General features: G+C 58.5%; 25 protein-coding genes. 14 read left to right on the top strand and 11 right to left on the bottom strand.

The window, feature by feature from the left end; genetic code table 11:
• Positions 1-3: 3 nt before the first annotated feature.
• Positions 4-1959 carry a peptide-N-glycosidase F-related protein gene (locus tag RBT76_08985; protein ID MDX9857911.1) on the top strand — a complete coding sequence of 652 codons (1956 nt, stop codon included), beginning with the start codon at positions 4-6 and terminating at the stop codon, positions 1957-1959.
• A gap of 25 nt (positions 1960-1984) precedes the next feature.
• Here RBT76_08985 and RBT76_08980 read toward each other — a convergent pair whose 3' ends face one another.
• The gene (locus RBT76_08980) at positions 1985-2935 is read right to left on the bottom strand and encodes a sigma-54 dependent transcriptional regulator (GenBank protein ID MDX9857910.1); all 951 of its coding nucleotides are present in this window, start codon (positions 2933-2935) and stop codon (positions 1985-1987) included.
• Positions 2936-3115: 180 nt separating this feature from the next.
• On the opposite strand from RBT76_08980, the gene RBT76_08975 reads away from it, so the two are divergent.
• The 8 genes from RBT76_08975 to RBT76_08940 all read left to right on the top strand — a co-directional run bounded on the left by RBT76_08975 (position 3116) and on the right by RBT76_08940 (position 12431).
• Positions 3116-4822: an ATP-binding protein gene (locus tag RBT76_08975; GenBank protein MDX9857909.1), complete on the top strand. Its 1707-nt coding sequence runs from the start codon at positions 3116-3118 to the stop codon at positions 4820-4822.
• Positions 4823-4824: 2 nt separating this feature from the next.
• The gene (locus RBT76_08970; GenBank protein ID MDX9857908.1) at positions 4825-5676 is read left to right on the top strand and encodes a response regulator; all 852 of its coding nucleotides are present in this window, start codon (positions 4825-4827) and stop codon (positions 5674-5676) included.
• A 19-nt stretch (positions 5677-5695) separates the two neighbouring features.
• Positions 5696-6652 carry a hypothetical protein gene (locus tag RBT76_08965; GenBank protein MDX9857907.1) on the top strand — a complete coding sequence of 319 codons (957 nt, stop codon included), beginning with the start codon at positions 5696-5698 and terminating at the stop codon, positions 6650-6652.
• Positions 6573-7787, top strand: coding sequence for a porin (locus RBT76_08960; protein MDX9857906.1), 1215 nt, complete (start codon positions 6573-6575; stop codon positions 7785-7787). Before RBT76_08965 ends, RBT76_08960 begins: the two co-directional genes overlap by 80 nt.
• 339 nt (positions 7788-8126) lie before the next feature.
• Positions 8127-8909, top strand: a complete 783-nt coding sequence (locus tag RBT76_08955; GenBank protein MDX9857905.1) for an NnrU family protein — start codon at positions 8127-8129, stop codon at positions 8907-8909.
• Between the two features lie 267 nt (positions 8910-9176).
• Entirely contained in the window at positions 9177-9794 is a 618-nt protein-coding gene (locus RBT76_08950; protein ID MDX9857904.1) for a hypothetical protein, read from the top strand.
• Entirely contained in the window at positions 9784-10128 is a 345-nt protein-coding gene (locus RBT76_08945) for a transcriptional regulator (protein MDX9857903.1), read from the top strand. Before RBT76_08950 ends, RBT76_08945 begins: the two co-directional genes overlap by 11 nt.
• A 269-nt stretch (positions 10129-10397) precedes the next feature.
• Positions 10398-12431, top strand: coding sequence for a transglutaminase-like domain-containing protein (locus tag RBT76_08940; GenBank protein ID MDX9857902.1), 2034 nt, complete (start codon positions 10398-10400; stop codon positions 12429-12431).
• A gap of 42 nt (positions 12432-12473) precedes the next feature.
• Here RBT76_08940 and RBT76_08935 read toward each other — a convergent pair whose 3' ends face one another.
• Together RBT76_08935 and RBT76_08930 are read right to left on the bottom strand one after the other, a co-directional pair.
• On the bottom strand, positions 12474-12986 hold the full coding sequence (locus RBT76_08935) for a DUF4396 domain-containing protein (protein MDX9857901.1): 513 nt from the start codon (positions 12984-12986) through the stop codon (positions 12474-12476).
• 120 nt (positions 12987-13106) lie between these two features.
• Positions 13107-13646: a sigma-70 family RNA polymerase sigma factor gene (locus RBT76_08930; protein MDX9857900.1), complete on the bottom strand. Its 540-nt coding sequence runs from the start codon at positions 13644-13646 to the stop codon at positions 13107-13109.
• A 110-nt stretch (positions 13647-13756) separates the two neighbouring features.
• On the opposite strand from RBT76_08930, the gene RBT76_08925 reads away from it, so the two are divergent.
• From RBT76_08925 to RBT76_08915, 3 genes are all read left to right on the top strand, one after another.
• Positions 13757-14266, top strand: a complete 510-nt coding sequence (locus RBT76_08925) for a DinB family protein (GenBank protein MDX9857899.1) — start codon at positions 13757-13759, stop codon at positions 14264-14266.
• A gap of 61 nt (positions 14267-14327) precedes the next feature.
• Positions 14328-15092, top strand: a complete 765-nt coding sequence (locus RBT76_08920; protein ID MDX9857898.1) for a class I SAM-dependent methyltransferase — start codon at positions 14328-14330, stop codon at positions 15090-15092.
• A gap of 202 nt (positions 15093-15294) precedes the next feature.
• The gene (locus tag RBT76_08915) at positions 15295-15735 is read left to right on the top strand and encodes a nuclear transport factor 2 family protein (GenBank protein MDX9857897.1); all 441 of its coding nucleotides are present in this window, start codon (positions 15295-15297) and stop codon (positions 15733-15735) included.
• 12 nt (positions 15736-15747) lie between these two features.
• Here RBT76_08915 and RBT76_08910 read toward each other — a convergent pair whose 3' ends face one another.
• On the bottom strand, positions 15748-16785 hold the full coding sequence (locus RBT76_08910) for a fatty acid desaturase (GenBank protein ID MDX9857896.1): 1038 nt from the start codon (positions 16783-16785) through the stop codon (positions 15748-15750).
• 114 nt (positions 16786-16899) lie between these two features.
• On the bottom strand, positions 16900-17193 hold the full coding sequence (locus RBT76_08905; GenBank protein ID MDX9857895.1) for an RNA-binding protein: 294 nt from the start codon (positions 17191-17193) through the stop codon (positions 16900-16902).
• Positions 17194-17636: 443 nt separating this feature from the next.
• On the opposite strand from RBT76_08905, the gene RBT76_08900 reads away from it, so the two are divergent.
• Positions 17637-18914, top strand: coding sequence for a T9SS type A sorting domain-containing protein (locus RBT76_08900; GenBank protein ID MDX9857894.1), 1278 nt, complete (start codon positions 17637-17639; stop codon positions 18912-18914).
• A 66-nt stretch (positions 18915-18980) separates the two neighbouring features.
• On the opposite strand, the gene RBT76_08895 is transcribed toward RBT76_08900, so the two are convergent.
• The 4 genes from RBT76_08895 to RBT76_08880 form a co-directional block, all read right to left on the bottom strand.
• Positions 18981-19415: a hypothetical protein gene (locus RBT76_08895; protein MDX9857893.1), complete on the bottom strand. Its 435-nt coding sequence runs from the start codon at positions 19413-19415 to the stop codon at positions 18981-18983.
• A gap of 35 nt (positions 19416-19450) precedes the next feature.
• Positions 19451-19639, bottom strand: a complete 189-nt coding sequence (locus RBT76_08890; protein MDX9857892.1) for a hypothetical protein — start codon at positions 19637-19639, stop codon at positions 19451-19453.
• On the bottom strand, positions 19632-20012 hold the full coding sequence (locus tag RBT76_08885; protein ID MDX9857891.1) for a DUF2089 domain-containing protein: 381 nt from the start codon (positions 20010-20012) through the stop codon (positions 19632-19634). The genes RBT76_08890 and RBT76_08885 overlap by 8 nt, the downstream gene beginning before the upstream one ends.
• A 415-nt stretch (positions 20013-20427) precedes the next feature.
• A complete protein-coding gene (locus RBT76_08880) occupies positions 20428-20922 on the bottom strand; it encodes a cupin domain-containing protein (GenBank protein MDX9857890.1) in 495 nt (164 codons plus the stop codon).
• Positions 20923-21056: 134 nt separating this feature from the next.
• On the opposite strand from RBT76_08880, the gene RBT76_08875 reads away from it, so the two are divergent.
• Entirely contained in the window at positions 21057-21773 is a 717-nt protein-coding gene (locus tag RBT76_08875) for a TetR/AcrR family transcriptional regulator (GenBank protein ID MDX9857889.1), read from the top strand.
• Between the two features lie 118 nt (positions 21774-21891).
• Here the strand turns inward: RBT76_08875 and RBT76_08870 are convergent, their stop codons facing one another.
• On the bottom strand, positions 21892-23271 hold the full coding sequence (locus RBT76_08870; protein ID MDX9857888.1) for a TonB family protein: 1380 nt from the start codon (positions 23269-23271) through the stop codon (positions 21892-21894).
• Complete coding sequence (locus RBT76_08865; protein ID MDX9857887.1) at positions 23268-23663, bottom strand: BlaI/MecI/CopY family transcriptional regulator; 396 nt, start codon at positions 23661-23663, stop codon at positions 23268-23270. The genes RBT76_08870 and RBT76_08865 overlap by 4 nt, the downstream gene beginning before the upstream one ends.
• Positions 23664-23682: the final 19 nt, after the last annotated feature.

The following is a 23682-nucleotide window of genomic DNA, read 5'->3' as shown; positions in this document are numbered from 1 at the left end:
GGGATGAAAGGCACGCTTTTGACCGCCGCGCGGATCGGGTGCGCACTCGTGGTCATCCTCCACGCAGCCGTCTCGTCAGCGTCCGCGGGCGACAGCGCGATCACGCACGTCATCTCTCACGACCGGGTCCTGGTCGTGACTGATCCGTCGGACGGCACCAACTCCTACCTGCGGGAAGTCGTGTTCCCGCCGGACTCCGTTGAGTATCGGAAAGTGACCCTGTGGATAACCTACTCGTGTCCGGACAGCCTTCACTGCGGCGAGTGGGATTATATCGATCAGGTCAGGCTTCGCCGCGCCGGCAGTGACACATCGGCAGCGCAGTATATCGAGCTGGCGCGCATGATTTCGCCCTACGGATGGCAGTTCGGCGCCGATTGGCGGTTCACCTGGCATACCGATGTTACCGACTTCGCGTTGCTGCTGCATGATTCAGTGGAAGTCGAGTTCGTGCACACCGGCTACGAGAGCGATACTGATCGCGGCTGGCTCGTCACGCTTGATTTCGAGATTACGCATGGGCGACCCGCCATGATGTGCCTGGGCATGGACACGCTGTGGTGCGGCTCCTTTCCCTACGGCGATTCAGCGCGTGATATCGAACACCTGCTGGCCCCCGTGAATTTCGCCCCGCCGCCCGGCGCGCAGTTCGCACGGCTGCGAATTCACCAGACCGGTCACGGTATGGACGACTCCGCGAACTGCGCGGAGTTCTGTCGCAAATGGCGGAAGGTGCTGTTCGACGATTCACTGGTCAACGAACGATTCCTGTGGCGCGCGTGCGGTGACAATCCGCTCTACCCGCAGGCGGGGACGTGGATTTTCGATCGCGCCAACTGGTGTCCGGGGGCGGTCGTCCATCCGGACGTATACGATCTGCCCATTGAGCGGCTCGTATCGCATGTGATTGATATCGCGATGGAACCCTACATCAACCCCGGCACGCCATCGGCGAACTGGTTCATTCACTCGTTTTTGTTTTACTTCTCGGCGCCCTGGGCCGCTCACGATGTCAGTATCGAGGACATCGTAGTGCCCGGTGATCGCGACGAATATTCCCGGAACAACCCGGCGTGCGGTCAGCCGGTCTTTCTGATGAAAAATAACGGCGCCGAGACTGTCGAATCAGTCTCCGTGCGATACGGGGTTCGAGATATCGACGAGCGTGAGTTTGACTGGACGGGAGAACTCGCACCGCAGGAATTGATCTCGGTCCATCTGCCCGGCCCCATACCGATTGCCGACACCGCGCTGGAGTTTTTCGTTCAACTCGCACAGCCGAACGGCGCTGCCGATGACTATCCGGCGGACAACCGGGCGGTGTCGAAAACCGCTCCGGTGCCGGTTTACCCACCGGAGATGATCCTGACCGTGCGAACCAACAACGACTCCGGTCAGACATCGTACCGCGTTACCGATGCGGCGGGAGCCGTGATCCACGAGCGTGTGCCACCGGCGGCCGAGATTGCCACGGTCTACCGCGACACGCTGCGATTGCCCGAAGGGTGCTACCGCCTGATTGTCGACGATACGGCCGGCGACGGACTCGATTTCTGGTTCAACACCGGCGGGGGACGGGGTTTCGTGCGGCTGCTCGATCGGGATGGCCGCCTGATCAAAGCATTCTCATCGGATTTCGGCAGTCGTATCGATCACTGGTTTGAGACGGGGACGGACAGTACGGCTCGCGCGGCAGACACGTCGCTGCCGATCGTCCAGCCATTCCCGCCGAGAAACACGGGGATGTTCGATGTCGACCTGTTTTTCAACGAGCCGACCGATGTCGTACTCAGCGTACTCTCCCAGGACAGTACGCGGAGTGTCTACAGTCGGCGATTTGATGCGTTCAAGGAAGGATTCGTTCCCGTCGATATCAGCGCCGAACCGGACGGCGTGTACAGGCTGAAAGTGGAGACTCCGGACAGCACGATCAGCCGCCGAATCCTGCTCAGGAGATAGGGCGGGATCACGCGATAGCGGTGGCTCAGCCATACTCTTTGAGCTTGCGCCAGAGTGTTGATTGGCTGATTCCGAGTATTTTCGCCGCACGCGGCCGGTTGCCGGCCGTGTGCGCGAACGTCCGCTCGATATGAGCACGCTCGATATCGCGGAGACTCATGGGCACAAACGCACCGGCCGTTCGTTGGGAAGACGTGGGACGGAGAATTTCCGGCGGAAGATGCTCGGGACGTATCGTTTTGCCGTGACCGAAAATCGCCGCACGTTCAAGGACATTATATAATTCGCGCACGTTTCCCGGCCAGGAATACTTCAGCAGGCAGGCATGACAGTCCTCGTGCAGACGCAGCATCGGCAGTTGCATGCGAGCGGCCAGTTCGGTGACGAAATGTTCGGCGAGCAGGAGAATATCGTCGGTACGCTCCGACAGACACGGGACACGGATCTCCACCACCCGAAGCCGAAAGTACAAATCCTTGCGGAATCGATTCTCGTCCACAGCCGAGGAGAGATCGGTGTTGGTTGCTGCGATCACCCGAATGTCCACGCGACGGGGGATGTTTTCGCCGATTCGCAGGATTTCGCGTTCCTGCAACACGCGCAACAGCTTGACCTGGATAGCGCCGTCAACATCGCCGATTTCGTCGAGGAATGCCGTACCGCGCGCTGCCTGTTCAAAGAGCCCGACCCGATCTTTGACCGCCCCGGTGAACGATCCGGCCTTATGCCCGAACAACTCGCTTTCCAGCAGCGCCGCCGGCAACGCCGCGCAGTTGATCGTCAACATCGGCCGCTCCCGGCGACGCGAGTGATCGTGAATGAACCGGGCGACGACTTCTTTCCCCACTCCCGTGTCGCCGCTGAGCAGCACGGATGAGTCAAACGCGGCAACCATTCGCGCCAGCCGAAGCACCTCGGCGAAAGCCGTGCTTTTTACGGGGGACATGTACGGAGGCAATGGCTCACGTTCGTTCACGTGATTTCATCCTCGATTCCAAAATCGACAATCCTGTTTCATTATAGAATACAAACTCTACGATGTCAAGGGCGAGATTTTCGTTAAGTACTGCAATTGAAATGAATTACGGAATCATATTCACTTTTGGACCGGGGCTTGCTTGACACGATTCTGACAGTAAATCGAAAGGGTTAGTACATGCCGACGGGTCTCAGGATTCCGCTTTTGAGCCGGGTTTCGGAAGCGTACCGATCGCTCAAGTGGCGAATTGTTGCTGCGCTGTTGTTCGCGGCGCTTGTGCCGTTGCTCCTGGTGGGATTCGGATCGTGGGTCGTGTTTGGCGACCTGCTTGAACAGAAGTCCGTGGAGTTGATGCGCCGATCCGTGGAGTATCACGCCAATTCCATCGATACGTATCTCGCCAATCAGCGGCGACTGCTGCAGGCCGTCTCGGAGAACAACGATCGGGCGCGTCTTGCCGACTCGGTCCGTTTGCGGGCGATATTCGAGAATCTCAACAGGGTCAGCGACCGGGGATTCATCGACCTCGGTGTGATCGATCACGAAGGTAATCATCTGGCTTATGTCGGGCCATTCGACCTCATGACGCGAAATTACCGTGAGGCGGACTGGTTCAAGGAAGTGTTGGTTCGCGGCCAGTATGTGAGCGACGTCTTTTTGGGTTTCCGCGGCGTCCCGCATTGCATCATCGCGGTGCGGTCGACGGACGAGGGCCGGCCATGGATACTGCGCGCGACGATCAACAGCGCGCAATTCGACCACCAGGTGCAGAAGGCGTTTCTGGCCGACAGCAGCGACGTGTTCATTGTGAATCTCAGCGGCCTTTACCAGACGACGCCCCGGGACGGGCAGTTGCTGGATTCTTCCGCAGTTACCGATGTCCCGGTGTTCCCGGGTGTGCGTTCCAGTCGTTTGGAGGACGGAGTTCGCACCAGTATCCGGGTGATGACCTGGCTCAACGACAATCGCTGGCTTTTGGTCGTCCAGCAGGATCTGGCACACGTCCAGGCGCCCGTTACGCAGGCGATCGTGCGTGGCGTGTATGTCGTGCTGGTGGCCGTCGTGATTCTCACCCTGACAACCGTGCTCGCCACCTGGCATTTGAGTCGTCTGATCGACCGGGCGACCGCGGGGCGCGAGGCGATATCGCGCGCCTTCGTGCGATCCGCGAAACTCGCGTCGGTCGGGGAACTAACCACCGGGCTGGCGCACGAGATCAATAATCCGCTCGCAATCATCAGCGCCGAGCAGACCAACATAGCCGACATCCTCGCCGACCCCGGCGCCGGCCCCGAGGATCATCACCAGGCGATGGCGTCGGTCAAACGTTGCCAGGCACAGGTGCGACGATGCGCGGTTATCACGCGCAAACTGCTGCAGTTCGGCCGGAGCGCCGAGTCTCGTGTGGAACCGGTCACACTGGCCCCGGCCCTCGCGGAGATCGTCGCCCTCATGGAACGGCAGGCCTCGCTCCGCAACATCTCGATCGAGCTGCATGTGGACAAAAAACTGCCACCGGTCCTTGCCGACGCCATCGAGATCGAACAGGTGGTGGTCAATCTGATCAACAATGCTTTTGACGCCATGCCCAACGGCGGGGTGATTTCAATTCGCGGCGATCTGAACGACAATCGGGTGATTCTCGAGGTGGCCGACTCGGGTATGGGTATCGCACCCGAGCATCTCGATCGTGTCTTCGAACCGTTTTTCACTACCAAACCCGTCGGTAAAGGGACCGGCCTTGGGTTGTCGGTCTGTTACGGAATCGTCCGCTCGTGGGGGGCCGATATCGAGGTCAGCAGCCAGGTCGGAGCCGGAACGGCCGTCAGGCTGATCCTTGCGTACCAGCAATCAGACAACACCGGCCAGTCGGAGAAGAGATAATCATGGACAGGTTCAAGAACCCGATTCGCATGCTGCTCGTCGATGACGAAGAGGAGTTCCTGCTGGCGACGTCGCAGGCCCTCGGACGACGCGGCTTCGAGGTAACTGCGGCGCCGAACGGCGTGACCGCCCTTGACAAAGTGGCGGCGGAGTCGTTCGATGTGGTGGTCCTCGACGTCAAGATGCCGGATATCAGCGGTCTGGAAGTCTTCAACCACATTCGCGCCAGCCTCCCGCACATTCCGGTGATACTCCTCACCGGGCATCCGTCGATCGACGACGCCTTCAGCACGTCAAAGCAGGGGATCGCCGACTATTTGTCAAAACCGGTTGATCTCGACGAACTGGCCCGGAAAGCACGCCACGTAGTTTCGGAGTGGGCGGGCAAAAATCATACGGAGGTCGACGCCGACGAAGCAATCGCCGACCGCATAACCGTCCTGATCGTCGACGACGAGACCGATTTGCTCGATTCACTTGGCAGGATATTCGCACGCAGAAAGATTCACACTATCACCGCCGAGAGCGGCGAGAAGGCGCTCGCCCTGCTGCAGCAGGAGCCGATTGACGTGATGGTGCTGGACGTCAAGATGCCCGGCATGGACGGTCTGGAGGTACTGCGCAGAGTCAAGGACAAACACTCCGCGGTCCAGGTCATCCTGCTCAGCGGGCATCCGTCGGTTGAGGCGGCGCTGGAGGGCGTGCGTCTCGGCGCCGGCGAGTACCTGAAGAAGCCGGCGGACATCGACGAGCTCATCGCCGCCATCGCCCGACTTCATCGCCAGCGTCTGGAGTTTCTCGACCAGCAACAGCGCCGCCTCATTGATGAGATCAGACGACGCTACACCGACTGACGACCGCCGGTCCGCGAGGATGAGCGAAGAATCTGGAAGGGTGGCACCGGGTCATAAAGGAGAATTATCGCAAGGGAGAGAAGTTGAGGGCAAAACTCGGCGCATATGTGCGACACATCGATTACAGGCGATTTTCGATCGCGGTCGGGCTGTTCGCGCTGATCCTGTTCCCGATAGCATGCTGGATGCGGCGGTCGAGTACGCCTCAGGAAAGGAATGTGTCGAGGATTTCATCGCCCGCGACCTGTTTGACAAGGGAATCGGCGAGGTCGAACAACGGCAGAAGCTCACGGCACAGGCGATGAATGCGGTTATGATGCAGGGAGGGGTCAGGAAGGAGAACCTGCTCAAGCGGAGCGCGAAGGATCTGTCCAAGATGGGGATCGACGTCAAGGAAGTTCATTCCAAGACATACCAGGGGTTCGTGCAGGCGATGGCGCCGGACGAGGTCAACAACCTGCTGGTACAGGCGCGGAGCTTCCGTTACGACCACCTCGCGTATGATTCGCCTACCGATAAGCAGAAGGCGCGTGTCGACCGATGGGCGAAACAGATTCTGGCCTGCATAGCCATGGTGGTTTTGGTCGTGGTCTGCTTCATTACGGAGGCGATGCAACTTCCGGGAGCAGCATTATGTATCGGTCTCATTCTGGTGTTTTCCGGGATCGTGCCCCGCACGAAAACAGCGCGACATTACTGGTCCGTTGAGGGAAGCGATCCACCTGCTCGTCGAACACCGATTGATCAACATCCCCGTCGTCAAGGATGGTCGTCTGGTCGGAGTCCTGCGCGGCCGGGATATAATCATCGCCACGGCTTGCCTCGCGGGTGTGGAGTTGTAAGGACGCAGCCCAGCGAAATTGAAGGCAGCAGTTGGCGAACGTCCAAGGAGCCTGATGCACGTGAAATGTCTGCTCGTTATTGCCGCAGCGGTAGCCGTCTGTTGGTCTACCGCGTCAGCCGTCGGTCCGTTTGAGATTGTCGCCCCGGACAGCACCGTGCTCCGCCTGCAACTTGCGGCGCAGCTGCAGTCGGCCTGGGAAAGCAAAGACAAAGGCAGTGGCGTTGAGCGCGATGAGTCCGTCTACATGAAGGCCCGGCGCATTCGTCCCACCCTGAGTGTGACGGTGCCCGAATACAAAACTTCGTTTCGGCTGCATCTCAGCACCGCGCCGGGATCGATCGAGTTGATGGATCTGTATTTCGACACGAGACTGAAAAAAGACCTGACCGTGCGCGCGGGCCAGTACAAGATTCCGTTCACCCGCTACCGCATCCAGTCCTTCCAGCGGCTCACGTTCGTCGACTGGTCGATCGTAACGAAGTACTTTGGAGCCGAGCGCCAGCTCGGGATCGCCGTCCACAACGGGTATGAAAAAGCGCCGGCACTTGCGTATGCGGCCGGCCTGTTCAGCGGCGTCAATGCGCGGTCGTCACATGCGGTCGGACTGGCATCGATCTTCGGCGAGCCGGTGAGCAACCCCTCCGATTTGTCGGCTGCCTCTGCCAGATCGGAATTTCACCCGGAATTCGTTGCCCACGTGTCATACAATGCGGGCGGTATCGACGTCAGTATGGACTCCGACGCCGACGGGGGTGAAGTTCGCTACAGTCTTGCGGTCAGCGCAGCCTGGGATATCGACCCGGCTGTGTATCAGGACCTGGCTCTCCGCCTTTCGCCCGAATGCCTGATCAAGTACCGGCACTTCGCGCTGATGGGCGCGGCGTTTATCGGGTTCGTTGACATCAATGGTTCGCAGCGGACGCGTTTGGCAATGACCGGGTTGCTGGTGCAGGGGGCCTGGCGAGTGCACCGCCGTTTCGAGCTTGCGGCGAGGTATGCCGATGTTGACATCGATGCCGCCGTCGCCGATGCCGCGCTGGCGCGGGCCGCAGCGATTATGGGCGGGTCGGACGACGACGAGACGGTGAACCGGTACAAGGACGCCGGGCGGGTGCGTGGCGAACGCGAGGGAACGGTGGCCGCTACGATCTATCTTGATGAACACAACCTGAAAGTGCAAAACGACGTTGGATTTACGGTACGGAATCGGATCGACCACGATCGGACCGATTACCTTGTACGAACCCAGATCCAGCTGTCGTTCTGAGTCGGTTCGGGGGAGATGTCTTCAGAGAAACCGGGCGGCGCGCCCGAGGCTATTCGGAGAGCGGCCGTGCACATATCCGGACGGGGAAACCAACCGGGTATTTGACCGTCACATAGTCGATTCTTCCCGGTTTCTCGAAACCCTGTCGCCGTTCGAAATGCCTGGATTTGAAGCGTTCGGCGGATCCCCGATGCGGGGGCCACGCGCGTCGCCCCTTGACAGTTTACGTGGTGTAATGTAGATTAAATCGCTATATATTATCTACATTGACCGATCCCGAAGCGGTGTTCTGGCAGATCGGGGCACCATTAGTTACACATCAACACAGAGGACTTCAGTATGAAACGAGTCCTGGTATTTGTTTATGGCGTCCTGACCTACGTCTTTTTCCTGGGCGTCTTTCTGTACGCGATCGGCTTCGTGGGGAATATCTTGGTACCCAAGTCAATTGACTCGGGGATCCCGGGACCGCTGGGGACGGCGATTCTTATCAACGCGTTGTTGTTGGGTGTGTTTGCGATCCAGCATACCATCATGGCGCGGCCGGCGTTCAAGAACGCTCTTGGTCGGATAATCCCGGCGGCGGCGGTGCGGTCGACATTTGTCCTCGCCGCCAATCTCTCGCTGGCGCTCATTTTCTGGCAGTGGCGTCCGCTTGGCGGGATGGTCTGGCAGGTTGAAAACGAAATCGCGGTGATGGTACTCAACGCCCTTTTCTGGGCGGGATGGCTTGTGGTGCTGATTGCCACCTTCCTCATTAATCATTTCGATCTTTTTGGACTGCGACAGGTCACCATGTATCTGCTGCAAAGAGAGCCGGGGCCTCTGACATTCAAAGAGCACAGCCTGTACAAGATCATTCGCCATCCGATTATGCTTGGCTTTATAATCGCGTTCTGGGCCGCGCCGGAGATGAGTAACAGCCGTCTCTTTTTTGCGGCCATGACAACGGGCTACATCCTTGTCGGGCTGATGTTCGAGGAGCGGGATCTCATCCGGCATCACGGCGAACGCTATCGTGACTATGCGAGGCGCGTTCCGATGTTGATTCCGTTCTCGAAGATCCGACGCTCCCGTGGTGTTTCCGGTCCGAAGCTCGAGGACGAGCCCGCTGCGGGATAGTCTGCGGACGATCGCGGGACCACACAATCCCGCATTTTGGTCTCATCCGGTATTCCGATCACAGGCACGGGGACGGCGCCACGCCGCCCCCGTTTTTCGATCCCTCGAATCAGTATAACTCATTACCGTAGAATCAGTTGTGCCATTCGGTGCATCCCCGAAGAGAAATCTTCTCCAGGCTTGAAACATCCATTATTTTGAATCGTAAACTACTCTGTAATGCAAAGTCTTTTGTTGATAACTCTTGTTATGATGAGGCAGAAAGCCATGATACACTCCGATTCACTCGAGGAGCTTGAACGGCGCGCCTATCGATCGACTTTCAGCGACGGCATCTACGACATCCAGTTTGCGCTGTTCTTTATCGTGTTCGCCTGGTTTGCGGTGATAGATGCGCTTGGGATCTCGAGGTTTGTCGGTTATGCCCTGCTTGTTGTGCCGGTCCTTTTGCCGTGGCTGGGCAAGCGCTATATCACTATTCCCCGAATGGGAACCGTAGAGTTTCGCCAGAAGCGAAAGAGCCGCAACCGGATTATCCTTGTCATCGGTGCAGGAGTCGCGATTCTGCTGGCGCCCGTCGTGATTATGACGGCCGGCAGCGGTGCCGCAGAACACGGGTGGCGGCTGGTGGCGATGGCGGTGGCGCCGATTGCGGCCATTGCGATCTACGCCCTCGACTTCCCCCGGCTGTTTCTTTATCTGGCTTTTCTCATGGCGGCGGTTCTGGAGTCGGAGTTACTCGTGACGTTCGTGGGAGCCCCGGCCAACGCCGTCATCTCGTTTGGACTCCCCGGCCTGATTATTTTCTGTGCGGGGTTGTACCAGCTTTTCAAGTTCATACAGCGGTACCCGAAAGCGAAGGCGGAGGCTCACTATGCGGGCTAACGGGGGGAACAGTGCGCGATCCATGCCGGATGTGGATCGTCTCATCCACGAGCCGTCGCGCTACAACATCATGGCTTTGCTCTATGTAGTGGAGCGTGCCGACTTTCTTTTTCTCAAGAACCAGACAGGACAAACCCCCGGAAACCTGTCGTCCCATATCGCGCGCCTCGAGGGTGCGGGGTACGTAGCTGTAGAGAAGTCATTTGCAGGGAAGAAACCACGCACCACGCTCCGGCTCAGCGCGGCCGGAAGGAATGCGTTCGAGGATTATCGAAGTCGCATGCACGAGTTGTTCGGGACGGCGTCACCCGGGGCCGATTCGGCCGGCGACTGAGAATTGACGACCGGGTACACACACCCTCCGCGTGGGACGCATGACATGTCCTGTCAGGGCTTTATCCGGGCTGTTGGCGCGCATTCACCCGGCACGGGGCATGAATAATGCGCTTCTGACAGAGTATTTCCGTAAACAGAAAGCAGCATTGACGCGACGTATCCGCCCATCTTTGCGTCCGGCGAGCATAGCTGTCACCACGCGACTCAACGTCGGGGTAAGAGCGGGTCGTTCGCGAACCAATCAACTAACGAAACAAGGAGCACACGATGAAAATCATCCGGGCGATTTTCGCAGTTGCGCTTCTCGGTCTTTACGTCACCCCGCGCATGGCTGCAGCCGAGATGCAGGAGTATTATTACGCTATCGAGCAGAACAATGTCGTATGTGGCTACGCACACGTCGTGGTAACGCCGACCGACCACGGCGGGCGTCCCGCCGTGCACCTGATTGACAGCATGTGGCTCAGTATCAAAGCCTTCGGGAAGTCGATAGAAGCCAATATCCAATTCGATTACCTCATCGATTCGGCGACTGGAATGTACGTGGCACACAACAGCCGCATCGAGCAGGGGACGAAGATAGTGGGCGCATCAATGACCGTGCGTGGTGACACGGTCGAGATGGTCGCCCCGGGAGACAGCAACACCACGCGTGTCGCCCTGCCGCCGGGAACGATCCTTCAGAACAGCCGACTTCAGCATCATGTCGTGGACTTCTTCGTGAGAGACACTCTCCTGGAACAGGAGTGTCGCCTCTTCAATGAAATGGACGGGACGGTCAACACGGTGCACTACCGCAACCTCGGACGCGAGTCGCTCCAGCTGGCCGGCTCCACTTACGACGCCCTGAAGGTAACGGAGCTGGACAAGACGACCGGCGTCGCCACCACCTTCTGGGTCGATCCGTCCACCGGTTTGCTTCTCAAGTCGACCGGCGTGCGGGACCAGTACCTCACCGATCCCGGCGTCCGCGATCGGATAGTGCGCGCGGACTTCGACGAGCGGCTTTTCGCCCGTGTCGATACCATCATCAGTAACCCCTGGGGACTTTCGTATATGAAGGTGCGTGCCGTCATGCGGCCCGGCGGGCTCTGGATTACTCCGGAAGGCCTGACTGTTCCCGGCCAGGCATTCGAGGGGACGGTAGTGGACAATATGGTCGACGGCGTCTTTGAGATCAGTCATGCACGATACAACGGTGTCGGCGCGCCTCCCTTTCCGCCGGATTTCACCGCTACCGATTCTCTCTGGAAATATCTGCAGCCGCAAGAGATGATCGAGTCGGACGACCCGAGTCTCATCGCCAAAGCGCAGGAGCTGACTGCGGGTTCCCGCGATTCGTGGGAGGCGGTGACGAGGCTCAGCAGCTGGGTCAATAAGGAAATCGGCTATGATCTTCCGGGCGGCGTGACAGCGCTGAAAACATACGAAACGCGTCTTGGCGAGTGCGGCTCGCATTCCAACCTGGTGGCCGCTTTCTGCCGCGCCGTCGGTATACCCGCGCGCTGCGTTTTCGGTTGTATCTATGTGCCGACACACGGCGGCGCGTTCGGTCAGCATGCGTGGAATGAAGTTTTCATGGGCGAAGCCGGGTGGATCCCGATCGATGCGACAGTCGATGAAGTGACTTTTGTCGATTGCAGCCACATCCGAATCGGCGAATGGACCTCGAAGGCAACCATGTTCAACCCCGAGAAGATGGAGATAATCGCCTTTACGGTCAGTGACGAAGACGACGCAGGGCGCTCCGTCGAGACGGCGAAGGATTTCGAGCCTTTCCTCGGAGCGTATCGCGGCCCGGACACCGTTCTTACCATCCTTTCGCAGAACAACCATCTGGCGATCGATATCCCCCGTCAGATGGTGTTCGAACTCAAGGATCCGGATGAGCACGGTGAATGGTGTTTCGTGCTGACGTCGAGCGTGTCGGTTTCCTTCGAACTCGACGCCGAGGGAAGATCGAGCAGCCTGACGATTCATCAGCGCCAGCGCTTTCCGCGCTCTGTTGACACGGATTCCGCCGCGACAGCTACCGCGATTCCTGAGAAGTACCGCCGCCTCGTGGGGTCTTACACGCTCCCGATGCAGAGTGCCACCTTATCGGTCACCGGCACCGACAGTCTCATCACGCTCGTATTCCCGGGCAACAAGTCTGTTCCTATGCGGGAATCGACATCGCCGGGCGTGTGGCTGGCGGATACCGGGAGGAGCACGTTATCCATCACTTTCGACACCGACGGCGACGGTCCGGCCAGCGCCATGCGATTCACCGAGCTGGTGCTTTGCCCGAGAGTTGACTGAGACGGTCGAGGCGCGCGGCGACGTGCGCGCTTGCCACGCGTTCTAACAAAGACGGTGAACCCGGTGGTCGTCGGACAGGCGCGACCGGTTTGCGTGATGACCGTGAACGACAGCATGCCCCCGGCCCCGGCGAATCAGCCATCGGTTGACCGGAAACGCTGCCGTGCCTGCAATTACCAGAGACGCCGACAGGCTGGCCCAGAAGAGCGAGGAATCCAGGCCCGCGCTCATTGCCCCCGGAATGACCAACATGATGGCGTTGTCGACGACTTCCATGATGAGGATTGACGCCGTGTCTGCCGCAAAGGCCAATGCCGCGGCCGTTTTCAGCGCAAACCCCGATCGGATCAGGGGAATCATGGTCAGAGAATAGCCGAACACAAACGCCAGTGCCACTGCGAGCACAATTGTGGATACCGTTCCCCACCCGAGAGCCGTGCCGATAATCATCCCCAGTATCTCCCCGACGGCACATCCGGTGAGACAGTGAACCGTGGCTGCCAGTGCCGTATGGTTCAGGGATGCATACGTATGGTTGTGATGGTGCATCTTCATTGAAGGTCCTCCTGCGTAACTGAGTTCGCTTTTGTCTGTTAAGACGGAGAGACTCGCGACGGTTACACCGGGCGGGGGAAAAAACGGAAAAAAATCAGACGGCAGGCGGCCAGGCCGGGACTATCCGCGTTTACATGAGCAGTCGAGGCAACCGTGCGCAGCGCAGAGCCGGCAGGTTTCTTCCAGCCGCCGGCGGAGCGCGCGGCGGGCACGATGTCGCCGGACTTTAAGATTGTTGCGACTGATCCCCAGCTCGCGGGCCAGCGCCTCCGGGTCGCCATCGGCCAGTTCCAGCGATTCGATCAATCGAGCGTAGTCGGGCCGCAATGTCGGAAGCAGTCCGGCGAGACATTCACATACTTCAGCGACTTCCGGACTTTCAGATTCCCGCAGTGTTTCAAGAGCGCCGCGATACTCTTCGGAAAGCCGCTGCTGCACCCTGCGTGCACGATAGGCGTCGATAATGGCGTTCCGGACAATCCGGTGAAACCAGGGAAGCAGCTTGTCCTCGTCGCGAAGGTCGGGTGCGGCACGGACGGCTTTCAGCAGCGACTCCTGCAGGATGTCCTCGGCCAAATCGTGGTCGTGGAGCTTCATCCGAATGTACGCCAGCAGGCCGCTTCGGGCCGATACAAGCTTGTCCAAATCAACTGTTCCCATAGGGTCTCACCCTATAAACACCAGCGTGTTCCCAGAAAGTGATTGGCAGACCGTCTACGGAGGGTGTTCTTTGCCCGTACTGACTTTCAGCGAAACATCAGGAGTTCACGATGCACAGGTTCTGGCAGGAAACCGTCTGGCGGCAGTTTGGCGCCGCGCTCGATATGCTCGAAAATGCGATTCGCGCCTGTCCCGAACACGTTTGGGGCGACCGGGCCGGATTCCACGAGTTCTGGTATATGGTATATCACACCCTGTTTTGGACGGACTATTATTTGTCGGAATCGGGCGACGGGTTCCGCCCGCCCGAGCCGTATACGCTCAGCGAGTTTGATCCCGAGGGGGCGTTTCCGGATCGCGCGTACTCCAAAGATGAAATGCTGGAGTATCTGGGCTATTGTCGTGCCAAATGCCGCTCCGCCGTATCGGCGCTTACCGAGGAGTCGTCACAACAGTTGAATGCGCACGGCCGCAAAGAGCTGACGGTCGCGGAACTGCATTTGTACACCATGCGCCACGTGCAGCACCACAGCGCCCAGCTGAACCTTTTGCTGAGACAACGAATCGACTCCGCCCCCCGCTGGGTCGGTCGCACGCAGAAGTCACTGGACCAGTCGTAACCGGATTGAGTCTCTCGACGTATAACAACTGCATGCTTCGGATATGCGTGCGGAGGATTACATGACAGAATCGGGAAACGCCGGGGAGGGCGGCCAGCCGCTGTTGTATCGCGACCTTGCCGACTGGTGGCCGCTTTTGTCCGACCCGGAAGAATACGCCGAAGCGGCAGCCGTCTATTCCCGCACGATTCAGGAAGCGGCCGACAGCCCCGTTCGAACGGTTCTTGAACTCGGCTGCGGAGGGGGCAACAACGCTTCGCACATGAAGAAGCACTTTGCGTTGACCCTGTCCGACGTATCAGTCGGCATGCTTGAAGTCAGCCGCGCGCTCAATCCCCAGTGCGAACACGTTCTCGGTGACATGCGCCACATCCGTCTCGGTCGTCAGTTCGACGCCGTTTTTGTTCAGGATGCCATCATGTACATGGCCACCGAGGAGGATCTCGCTTCGGCAATGGCTACCGCCGCAATTCACTGCCGCCCCGGCGGGGTGGCGCTGTTTGCGCCGGATCACATCCGGGAGACATTCAGGCCTTCGTGCAGTCACGGCGGTCACGACCGGGGCAACCGGGGACTGCGCTACCTTGAATGGCACTGGGATCCCGACCCGAACGATACCGTCTCGGTCAGCGACATGGTTTATCTGCTGCGCGACGGAAATACCATGCGATACGTGTACGACCGCCATGTCGCGGGGTTGTTTCCGAGGCAGACCTGGATCGCTCTGCTCGAACGGGTCGGATTCGAGGTTATTGCCGCCCCGGCAGGCACGCCGGATATGGAGCCGGCGTTGCCGGAGTTCTTTCTTGCCCGTAAACCCGCTTGACCGGCCGCTGCTTTTCGTTTACGGATAGCAACTCAGTCGTCCGCCTGTACGTATTCGTAATAATGGATCACGTGATCCATACGTGTCCGTTCACCCGGTTCTCTGCACGTGCAGAAGACTCCAATTATGAGGGTTCGTTATGGGCAAATCACTGACCTTAGGCTTGATGGTAATCGGTATTGTTATTACGGGGTGCTCGCCTATGCAACAGGCCGTTGACCGCGACAAAGAAATCGCCGCCGTGCAGGCGGCGGTCAGAGAGAGTATTACCTGGTGTATTCCGGAAAAGGACCGTGACCGCCTCTACGCCCACACGGCTCGAGACTCGTCGTTTTTCATCTTTCATCCCAATTCCCGGTCCACCATCCACGGCTTCGACGAATTCCAGGCATATGCCGAACGGATATTCTTTGACCCGCGCTTCAAAGCCGTCAGCGCCGATATCAAGGAGCTTCGCGTCAACCTGTCGAGAGGCGGCGATGTCGCGTGGTTCTCGTGTCTGCTCGACGATATGGGGGAATGGGACGGTCAGCCGGTAGGTTGGGAAGACGCCCGATGGACCGGCGTGTTGGAGAAACGGGACGGCGTCTGGCTGCTGGTGCAGCAGCACTTTTCTCTGGCCACCGACGCTCCTCAGGAGTAGCGGCGGGGACGTTTATGGTGCGGAGGGCTGGCGAAGGCGGCGGTTGACTCCGCGAAATCCGACCAGCGTGCGGCTCTCCTCGTCCCACAGTCGATAGCCGAGCGCTTTCAGACTTTTCCAGAGACCGATCGACTTGGTCGGCTGTTTGAGATTCTCTATCTCGCGCTGGCAATGCGGCAGGTTGTAGTTCGGGATACGGGAGTTCAGGTGGTGAATGTGGTGGTAACCGATACTGCCGGTGAACCATCGCAAGACCGCCGGCAGCTTGTAATACGAACCGCCGTCGAGCGACGCCGTCACGAAGTCCCACTCCTCCTCACGGGCCCAGTACACGTCTTCAAACTGATGTTGTACGTAGAAGAGCCAGATGCCGGCCATGATTCCCAGAAACAGGATCATGAACTGGATGAGCAGGTACTGCCAGACTCCCATCACCAGGCTGAGCGCCACTCCGATCGCGATGATCCCGAGATTCGTTCCGTACACGCTCAGCTTCTGCGTTTTCGACGCTTTGCGTCGCACGAAGCGATGGGTGACCAGCAGTATGAACAACGGCCCCAGAAGGAACATGACGATCGGATTGCGATACAGCCGATACTGGAGACGCTTGAACGGCGGTGCCGCGAGATACTCGGCGACCGTCATCATCCAGACGTCGCCGTGCCCGCGCTGGTCAAGATTCGCCGAGGTCGCGTGATGCCGGGCATGGCTCGCCCGCCAATAATGATACGGTGTGAACGTGATAATGCCCGTTACCACTCCCCAGAAATCATTGGCCTTTTTGGAGCGGAAAAAGGACCCGTGCCCGCAGTCATGGAAGATGATGAAAGTGCGGATCATAAACCCGGCCGCCACCACGGTCACCGGCAGCATCAGCCAGAAGGAGATCTGCCCGAGCTTGTAGGCAGCGATCCACAGTGCGGCATACGGAACCAGGGTGTTGACCAGCTGCCAGACGCTTTTCAGCCGGGTCGGTTGCTGAAAGCGTGACAGTGATTGCTGGATCAGCCGGCCATTGACGCCGTGTGACTCCGGGTTACTATCGGTCACGTCGGCTGACAGACTGGCTGAGGGTGCGCGAGGTTGCTCTTGCCGGGTCGGACTGGAAAAGCGACAAAAAAGGAGACCGGAAAAACCGGTCTCCTGTACGAGTCTCACTCACGATTACCAGGACCGCTTGCGAAAACCGCCGCCGCCGCCGCCACGATTGTCGTTGGTGCGGGGTTTGGCCTCGTTGACCGTCAACTGCCGGCCATCGAGTTCCTTGCCGTTCAGGCCGGCGATCGCCGAGCTGGCGGCGCCGGAGTCGGGCATTTCCACGAACGCAAAACCGCGCGGGCGGCCCGTGTCGCGGTCGGTGATGATGTTGATGTCCGAGACTTCACCAAAACTTTCAAAAGTTTGGCGCAAATCGTCTTCCGTCGTGTTGAAAGACATGTTGCCGATGTAGATTTTCATTCTACACTCCACTGTGACGCCCCCTTAGCGTACCACCTGATTCTGCCGAATCGGCGCTGCACCGGGTGCGCGTTTGTGCGCACTATTGCGCGAGAATTCCTGACTCTAGCTTCTTCAAAGTTTTGGTGATTAGACCAACTCGAGAAAACAAGAACGGGACTCAGTTATTTACCCGACCATAATACCGGGTCGCCGTTCAAAAGTCAATGATTGCCTTACGCTACCCTCGCTTTTTCCAATACCGCCCCCCGGATAGTGAATTGACCAGATCTGACAAATTCTGACAGGCGGGTGTTCGCGCCTGCCGGGGCACCCAAAAAGAGGACCGGCGGAATCCATCCTTGTTCGGAAAGCCGGCCCCCGAAACGAAACAATCCCCCGCAAAGGACGTTTTTAGTCACGTTACCTTGTTCTTCAATGAAAGCCTGATGTCAGGAGTCACAATGCCTGCTTTTTGGTCGCTGATATCGGTAGTGTCTCTTTCGTGTGCCGTTTTCTTCCACGGGGCTGCCGTCCGGGCCCAGCAAACTTGGCTTCCGGTCGACGAACTGCCCGACGGCGAGGTATTCGCCCTTTTGGTCGATGCAGACACTCTCTATGCCCTGATCGACTCTTCGGTGCACTACAGGTCGCACGACAATCCGAACTGGCAGCAGTCTTCGCCTATTCCGTCAGACACGCCGCCGTCGAGTCTGATCAAAAAGGGCGATCGCCTGTTTGTCGGAACGTACGGGTCCGGCGTTTTTGAGACCTCCAACCTCGGCCTCGACTGGACTCCGCGAACCACCGGTCTATCGGGAGTCGGGGCAATGACGGTCACCGCACTAGCCGTGCGGCATGACAGTTTGTATGCGGGGACGTCCGGCGCCGGAGTATTCGTAATGAACCTCAACGGACCCTTCCAATGGGCGACCTACCGCACCGGGATGCCTTCGCTGGCCGGCTGGGATGTTCAGACATTGCACGAGTGGTCCGGCTGGCTCTTCTGCGGCTCGGGTCAAAACGCGAATGTCTACATCAACGCTCCGGGAGAGTCGACCTGGCAGGAAGTGCCCTTTGGCGATTTCATCCCCACGGGGCTGGCGATGCATGCAATTGAGGGCACCGGCTTCGACCTGATCGGCGCGGCATCGAACGGCATCTACACCAGCGTCGACACCGGGGCGAGCTGGGAGCACTATGCCACGCCGTTCAGCGCCGCCGGCGACGGGGCTGTCGTGTCGGCGGCCGGCCGGACATTTGTCCTTTTGATGCATGCGTCGCGGGGCGCGTACATCTTCGAACGCACCGATGATTCCTGGTCGCTGTTCGATCACCAGCTCGTCTACTGCTACGATCTCGCGGCCTTTGGGGATCGGCTTTATGCGGCTCGCCTCGAGGGTTTGTGGTGTCTTCCGCTTTCACCCACCGATGTCGGGGGCAGCCCCGGAGGCGAATTGCCAACCGGCGTGCGACTCGAACAGAATTATCCCAATCCGTTCAACCCCGCGACCACGATTTCGTTTTCGCTTCGTGAGGCGTCGCCGGTGCGGCTTGCGGTATACAACGTGCTGGGCCAGTCGGTCAGGGTTGTACTTGATGGTATTTACCCGGCGGGGAATTATCGCACGGTGTGGGATGGCACGGACGACCAGGGTCGCCCGGTTGCCGGCGGCGTATATTTCTACAGACTGGTGACGGCACACGAGACGCAGTCTCGCAAGATGCTGCTGGTAAAGTAAGTGAAGGCAGGAGTTCGGACGAGGGCCCTTTCGTCCGATCCGGACCTGCCGCGGTGATTGCACTCGTCACTCGCAGCAGATCGTCACTTTTTCGTCGTCGGCGTCGATATCGATCGACGTCTCCGTCAGCGCCGCTATCAAGGTATCGAGCTTCTCTCCGTTGAGATCGTTCAAGTCGAGAACGATTCCCTTTTCCGAGAGGCTCGACACTAACTTCGCTTTCGACTCCCCCGGCATCAGAGAACCCAGTTTGACACCTGCCTTGAGCAGCACCAGCGGAATCTTGATGTCTACATTTTTGTGTCGACGGTGGGTATCCGGACCGCCCGCCACCTGTACGCGAAGATACTTCGGTTTGCTGCGGGGCGTCTCGCTTGCGGTGGCGCTGGTGACCGGACGTGGCTCTTTTGGATCAAGCGCTGCCAGCAGGCGGTCGGCCTCATCGGCCGTGATCTTGCCTTCAGCCAGCATGTCCAGGATTTTCTTTCGTTCTGCACTCATCTTCTATCTCCTTACTTCATATGTGTGTCGTTCGACTACCTGAAAACCTGCGATGTTTCGCTGCTGAGCCAGCTCGGTATGATCGGCTCGACAAAAGCCGGTGTTTCGCGATACCGGACCGGGGATTTTGATGCCAGTATTGAGCGGATCATCCGCTCGGCCTCGTCCACGGCCAGCAGTCCGCCGGCCACCTGGTCCAGCACAGTCATGACGGTGCTAGCCATTTTCTCCTCTCTTCCCCAATGCGTTCAGCGCTTCCTCTACCGAGATCTCGCCGCGGTCGAGTCGGTCGAGTATCTCGTTTTGGGGCTCCGCCACCGTTTCCACGTCGACAAAGTCAAGCTGCTCGGCGATCCGGTTAAGCCGACTTTTGACGGTCGGGTAACTGATTCCGAACTGTTTTTCCATTTGCTTGATTGAACCGTGGCTTTTCACGAACACGGCTACGAACACCTGGTCTTCGGCTTTGAGCCGGGCCAATGGCGGCAGTTCAAACTCTCCATCGATAGCGATATCCTCGCCGTCGATTGCGACCCGCCGGATCGTGATTGACTTTCCGCCGGTCATTGAGGTCAGATATGCCCAGTCTCTTTTCATATGGTCTCCGTGTTGGTCTTTCTGATAGCAGTATACGAATAAAATGACAAATGTTGCGTAATAAAGTTATGAAAATGAATAAACAGATTAAATAAATTAAGTCATTAATGAGTCGTTCCAGGGGCTGGATTGATAAAAGCATCGTTAAGGCATTGCAATGCAAGCACTACCGTTATGTATAGCGACCGGCAGCATGAGGCTGGCAGCTCCGTTGTGGATGCTTCCATCCGATTCAGTTCGCCCAAAGCGTGTGGATTACGTAGAGTCGAAGAAGCCGGGGACAGAGATCGGAGCAGCGGGGCAGCGAATAGCTCCGAAGAGTCAATGATGCCGACACCGGCCCTGGAGGGGACGCCGTATTAGAGGAGAAGTCAGCGGCCCACCCGGGGTGGGCCACTGGATTGTGCCGCGAATGTCAGGTTGCCGGCTGCAGCTCCGGAAATGTGAGCCCAAAGCGTTGGCATAGCTCCGGGACGCTCTCGAATTTCATTCCGAGCCGGTACTTGTCATTGATTCGTGCAAAGGCCTCTATATCTCCCCAGGCGTTTGCAACCTCGCGAAAGTAGTTCTCGAATCCGGATGGAGAAATAATCTCGATTATCTCGCACGGCTCGTCACCGGGATTCCAAAACGTATGCCACTGGTGACGCGGTTTGAACACCCAGTCGCCGGTATCGGCCACGACGACATCATCGCCCAGGAGCGCCCCCAACCGACCTTTGATCACAAATGAATACTCATCTTCGTTCTCGTGACGGTGCAATGGTGCGGCCAGGGCCCGTGGTGCGATGGGGTGGTGAACGACGGCGAACCGTTTCTCGGCGGGGGCGCCTTCAATTTTCCAGTGTACCCCAAGGCCTCCAAAATCGAAGGAGTCGCCGTCAGCTGATTTGATGATGGTCGGTGGCATGGAATCTCCTTTGCTAACATGTTGCTATCGAGTGTGTTGTCTGAATCCTCTTGACTTTTTCGTTACATTTCATTATACACAGCGTATACTTATTTATAGAGTTAAACGAAACAACCGGCTATCGGTTTCAATTAATGTACACTATGTCTAACGAAAATAGCTCGAATGGCACAGGGGCTCGGAAGCGGCCATACACATTGAAGGCCAGGGCTCGTCGGTGGGAAGATATCCGCAAGCGCATCACAAAGGCAGCAGTTCATTTGCACGAGACAGTCGGGCCGGCGCGGACAACGATCAACGCCATTGCGAAGCATGCCGGTGTCCAGCGGGCCACCGTATACAATCACTTCCCGACCGAGCTGGAGCTTATCGATGCCTGCAGCGCGCACTGGTTCGCAGAGAATCCGCCTCCGGATCAGACCGCCTGGTTGCAGATTCAGAATCCGGGAATTCGGACGCGGTGCGCACTTCAGGATATGTATGAGTATTACGATCGGAGTCGGGACATGCTGGGAAAGGTTCTTCGCGATGCGGCGGTCGTTCCGGCGATGGACGAAATCCGGCGCATGAAGTGGGTGCCACAGCTCGAGGGGATTGTTGACATCCTTGCTGACGGATTTAGTGCTCCAGCGAAACAGACTGTAGAGTCGCATTTGTCGGAGCTCGTTGAGGACAACATTTCGGCGGCTGACGGTCGGCACACGACGGAGAAAGAAATTCGAGCTTGCCTACGCGTAGTCCTGGATTTCTTCACGTGGCAGACATTAGCGGAATCGGGGTTGACTTCGGCCGACGCTGCAACGCTGGCTGCACGGTGGGTCGAAGCTGCCGGGGAATCGCGACCCGAGTAATCAGGCGGGTAGTGTGCTCGTCCCGGGTGGGAGATTGTTATTCACCGGCTGGCCGGACAAAAAAACGGGCCGCGGAGTTAACTCGGCGGCCCGGCAAATCGAATGGTAACATTCGGTTTTATTTCTTTTCCGCATCACCCAGTACAAACTCAATACTGAACGCTACCCAGACGCCCACCGGCTTACCGTCGGCCGTGGCCGGTATGAAGGTCGCGGTTTTGGCCGCAGCGAGCGCGGCGTCATCGAGGGCGTTGTTTCCCGAACTCTTTTTTACCCGTGTCTCGCGGACTGCTCCGGTACTGTCAACCAGGATCATCACCCAGACTTTGCCCTCGATCCCCTGATTCTTCGCTTCTGCAGGATAGACAGGTGTGATCGCAGAGGTCATTTCCGGCATGGTCGTCACCTCGACGAATTCATCGGGAGCCGGTAACTTCTCGTTCACCGGCTGCGCGGCGGGTTTCTTCGCCGGCGCCTCGGTTTTCTCGCCGGCCAGCACCTGCCAGCCGGACAAGGGCAGCAGCAATAGTGCGAAAATCAACACAGTCAGCGTGACGGCGATGTTGCGGAGTTTCGTCGACCGGCGTTGCTCTCTGAGAATAGACATCAGTCTTCCCTCCATATATGATGTGCGTGCCATCGGTACGCCGGCCGTAATCGCACGGCCTGCAACTCTGATAGTGCGCATGAATTCAATGAGGTACGACGCGTACGAATCCGGGCTTGTGCCGAGCGCCAGGACGGCATCGTCGCATGATTTTTCGGTTTCGCTCACCAGTCGACCGTACGTGATATGAGCAAGCGGATTGAACCAGTGCAAGGCGCGAAACAGCCCGGCAAGAATCATCCAGACGCTGTCGCCCTGCCGGATGTGAGCGTATTCGTGTTGCAGTACGATTCTGAGTTTTTCCGTTGTCCACTGACGCGAGTTTTCAGGCAGCATGATGAATGGCCGGGTCAATCCCGATACAAACGGCACAACCGCCGGGCCGATCAAGACGATTACCTGTGATGGAATCCCGGCGGCCGCTACCGCGAGCGCCCGGCTCTCGGTATCGGCGAAAGGCAGCGCGCGCCGACGCAAGCGCAGAACCACGATTCGGCCGGCAGCCATCCGGACCGCGAGGTATGCTGCCCCCGACAGCCACACGAGAAGACCGCAAACCGGCCAGCCGCTCCACGCGCCTGTCGTCTCGCCATCGACAGCGGTCTCCAGACCGGATCCCACCTGCCCCGCATATCCACCGGGCCACACAGACGCCAGAGAATCCGGAAGAGCCACGTACCATCCCGGCACGATCAGGGCGGCGAGCGGCATGACCATGACGGCGCCGATTGCCAGCTTCAGAACAAGGGAGCGCGCGAGTGCGCTCGATTTCGACATCAGGACAACAGTCACCAGCGCCAGAGCCGTCATGATACTCGCCTTGAGCGCATACACCGACAACGCGATGAACAACTGGTGCGCGATCTGCGGATCACCAGACAGGGCGTTCATGGGCGCTTCCTCCTGCTTCGCGATTCCTTCACCAACCGCTCGAGCCGATCCAGGTCTTCGTCACTCAGCCGGTTTCCTGACAGATCCACCAGTGATGACACCGCGCCTGCGACTGACCCGTCAAAAAACGTCTGTACGACATGCTTTAGCGCCGACTCACGAGCCGCATCGGGATTGACGGTCGGCCGGTAAATGTAGGCGCGTCCCTCCTTCCGGTATGTCACCATTTTCTTGTCGACCAGGACGGCCAACAGAGCCCGCACGGCGGAATAACTGGGGGGATCGGGGATCGATGCCCGCACCGCCGCCACCGTAGACTCACCATCGCGGAACAACGCATCCATGATCTGTCGTTCGCGACGGCTCAGTTGATTGAGAGCACCTTCCTTCATGACCATAAGACGAGCCTCA

Source organism: Candidatus Zixiibacteriota bacterium (genome assembly GCA_034003725.1).
Classification (GTDB): Bacteria; Zixibacteria; MSB-5A5; order GN15; family FEB-12; genus WJMS01.
Note: the sequence above shows the minus strand (reverse complement) of the source record. Positions and strands in the feature narration are given on the sequence as shown.

Coding starts and splice junctions, on each gene's coding strand:
- RBT76_08985 (MDX9857911.1), top strand. CDS start 4: ATGAAAGGCACGCTTTTGACCGCCGCGCGGATCGGGTGCGCACTCGTG.
- RBT76_08975 (MDX9857909.1), top strand. CDS start 3,116: ATGCCGACGGGTCTCAGGATTCCGCTTTTGAGCCGGGTTTCGGAAGCG.
- RBT76_08970 (MDX9857908.1), top strand. CDS start 4,825: ATGGACAGGTTCAAGAACCCGATTCGCATGCTGCTCGTCGATGACGAA.
- RBT76_08965 (MDX9857907.1), top strand. CDS start 5,696: ATGAGCGAAGAATCTGGAAGGGTGGCACCGGGTCATAAAGGAGAATTA.
- RBT76_08960 (MDX9857906.1), top strand. CDS start 6,573: ATGCACGTGAAATGTCTGCTCGTTATTGCCGCAGCGGTAGCCGTCTGT.
- RBT76_08955 (MDX9857905.1), top strand. CDS start 8,127: ATGAAACGAGTCCTGGTATTTGTTTATGGCGTCCTGACCTACGTCTTT.
- RBT76_08950 (MDX9857904.1), top strand. CDS start 9,177: ATGATACACTCCGATTCACTCGAGGAGCTTGAACGGCGCGCCTATCGA.
- RBT76_08945 (MDX9857903.1), top strand. CDS start 9,784: ATGCGGGCTAACGGGGGGAACAGTGCGCGATCCATGCCGGATGTGGAT.
- RBT76_08940 (MDX9857902.1), top strand. CDS start 10,398: ATGAAAATCATCCGGGCGATTTTCGCAGTTGCGCTTCTCGGTCTTTAC.
- RBT76_08935 (MDX9857901.1), bottom strand. CDS start 12,986: ATGAAGATGCACCATCACAACCATACGTATGCATCCCTGAACCATACG.
- RBT76_08930 (MDX9857900.1), bottom strand. CDS start 13,646: ATGGGAACAGTTGATTTGGACAAGCTTGTATCGGCCCGAAGCGGCCTG.
- RBT76_08925 (MDX9857899.1), top strand. CDS start 13,757: ATGCACAGGTTCTGGCAGGAAACCGTCTGGCGGCAGTTTGGCGCCGCG.
- RBT76_08920 (MDX9857898.1), top strand. CDS start 14,328: ATGACAGAATCGGGAAACGCCGGGGAGGGCGGCCAGCCGCTGTTGTAT.
- RBT76_08915 (MDX9857897.1), top strand. CDS start 15,295: ATGCAACAGGCCGTTGACCGCGACAAAGAAATCGCCGCCGTGCAGGCG.
- RBT76_08905 (MDX9857895.1), bottom strand. CDS start 17,193: ATGAAAATCTACATCGGCAACATGTCTTTCAACACGACGGAAGACGAT.
- RBT76_08900 (MDX9857894.1), top strand. CDS start 17,637: ATGCCTGCTTTTTGGTCGCTGATATCGGTAGTGTCTCTTTCGTGTGCC.
- RBT76_08895 (MDX9857893.1), bottom strand. CDS start 19,415: ATGAGTGCAGAACGAAAGAAAATCCTGGACATGCTGGCTGAAGGCAAG.
- RBT76_08890 (MDX9857892.1), bottom strand. CDS start 19,639: ATGGCTAGCACCGTCATGACTGTGCTGGACCAGGTGGCCGGCGGACTG.
- RBT76_08885 (MDX9857891.1), bottom strand. CDS start 20,012: ATGAAAAGAGACTGGGCATATCTGACCTCAATGACCGGCGGAAAGTCA.
- RBT76_08880 (MDX9857890.1), bottom strand. CDS start 20,922: ATGCCACCGACCATCATCAAATCAGCTGACGGCGACTCCTTCGATTTT.
- RBT76_08875 (MDX9857889.1), top strand. CDS start 21,057: ATGTACACTATGTCTAACGAAAATAGCTCGAATGGCACAGGGGCTCGG.
- RBT76_08870 (MDX9857888.1), bottom strand. CDS start 23,271: ATGAACGCCCTGTCTGGTGATCCGCAGATCGCGCACCAGTTGTTCATC.
- RBT76_08865 (MDX9857887.1), bottom strand. CDS start 23,663: ATGAAGGAAGGTGCTCTCAATCAACTGAGCCGTCGCGAACGACAGATC.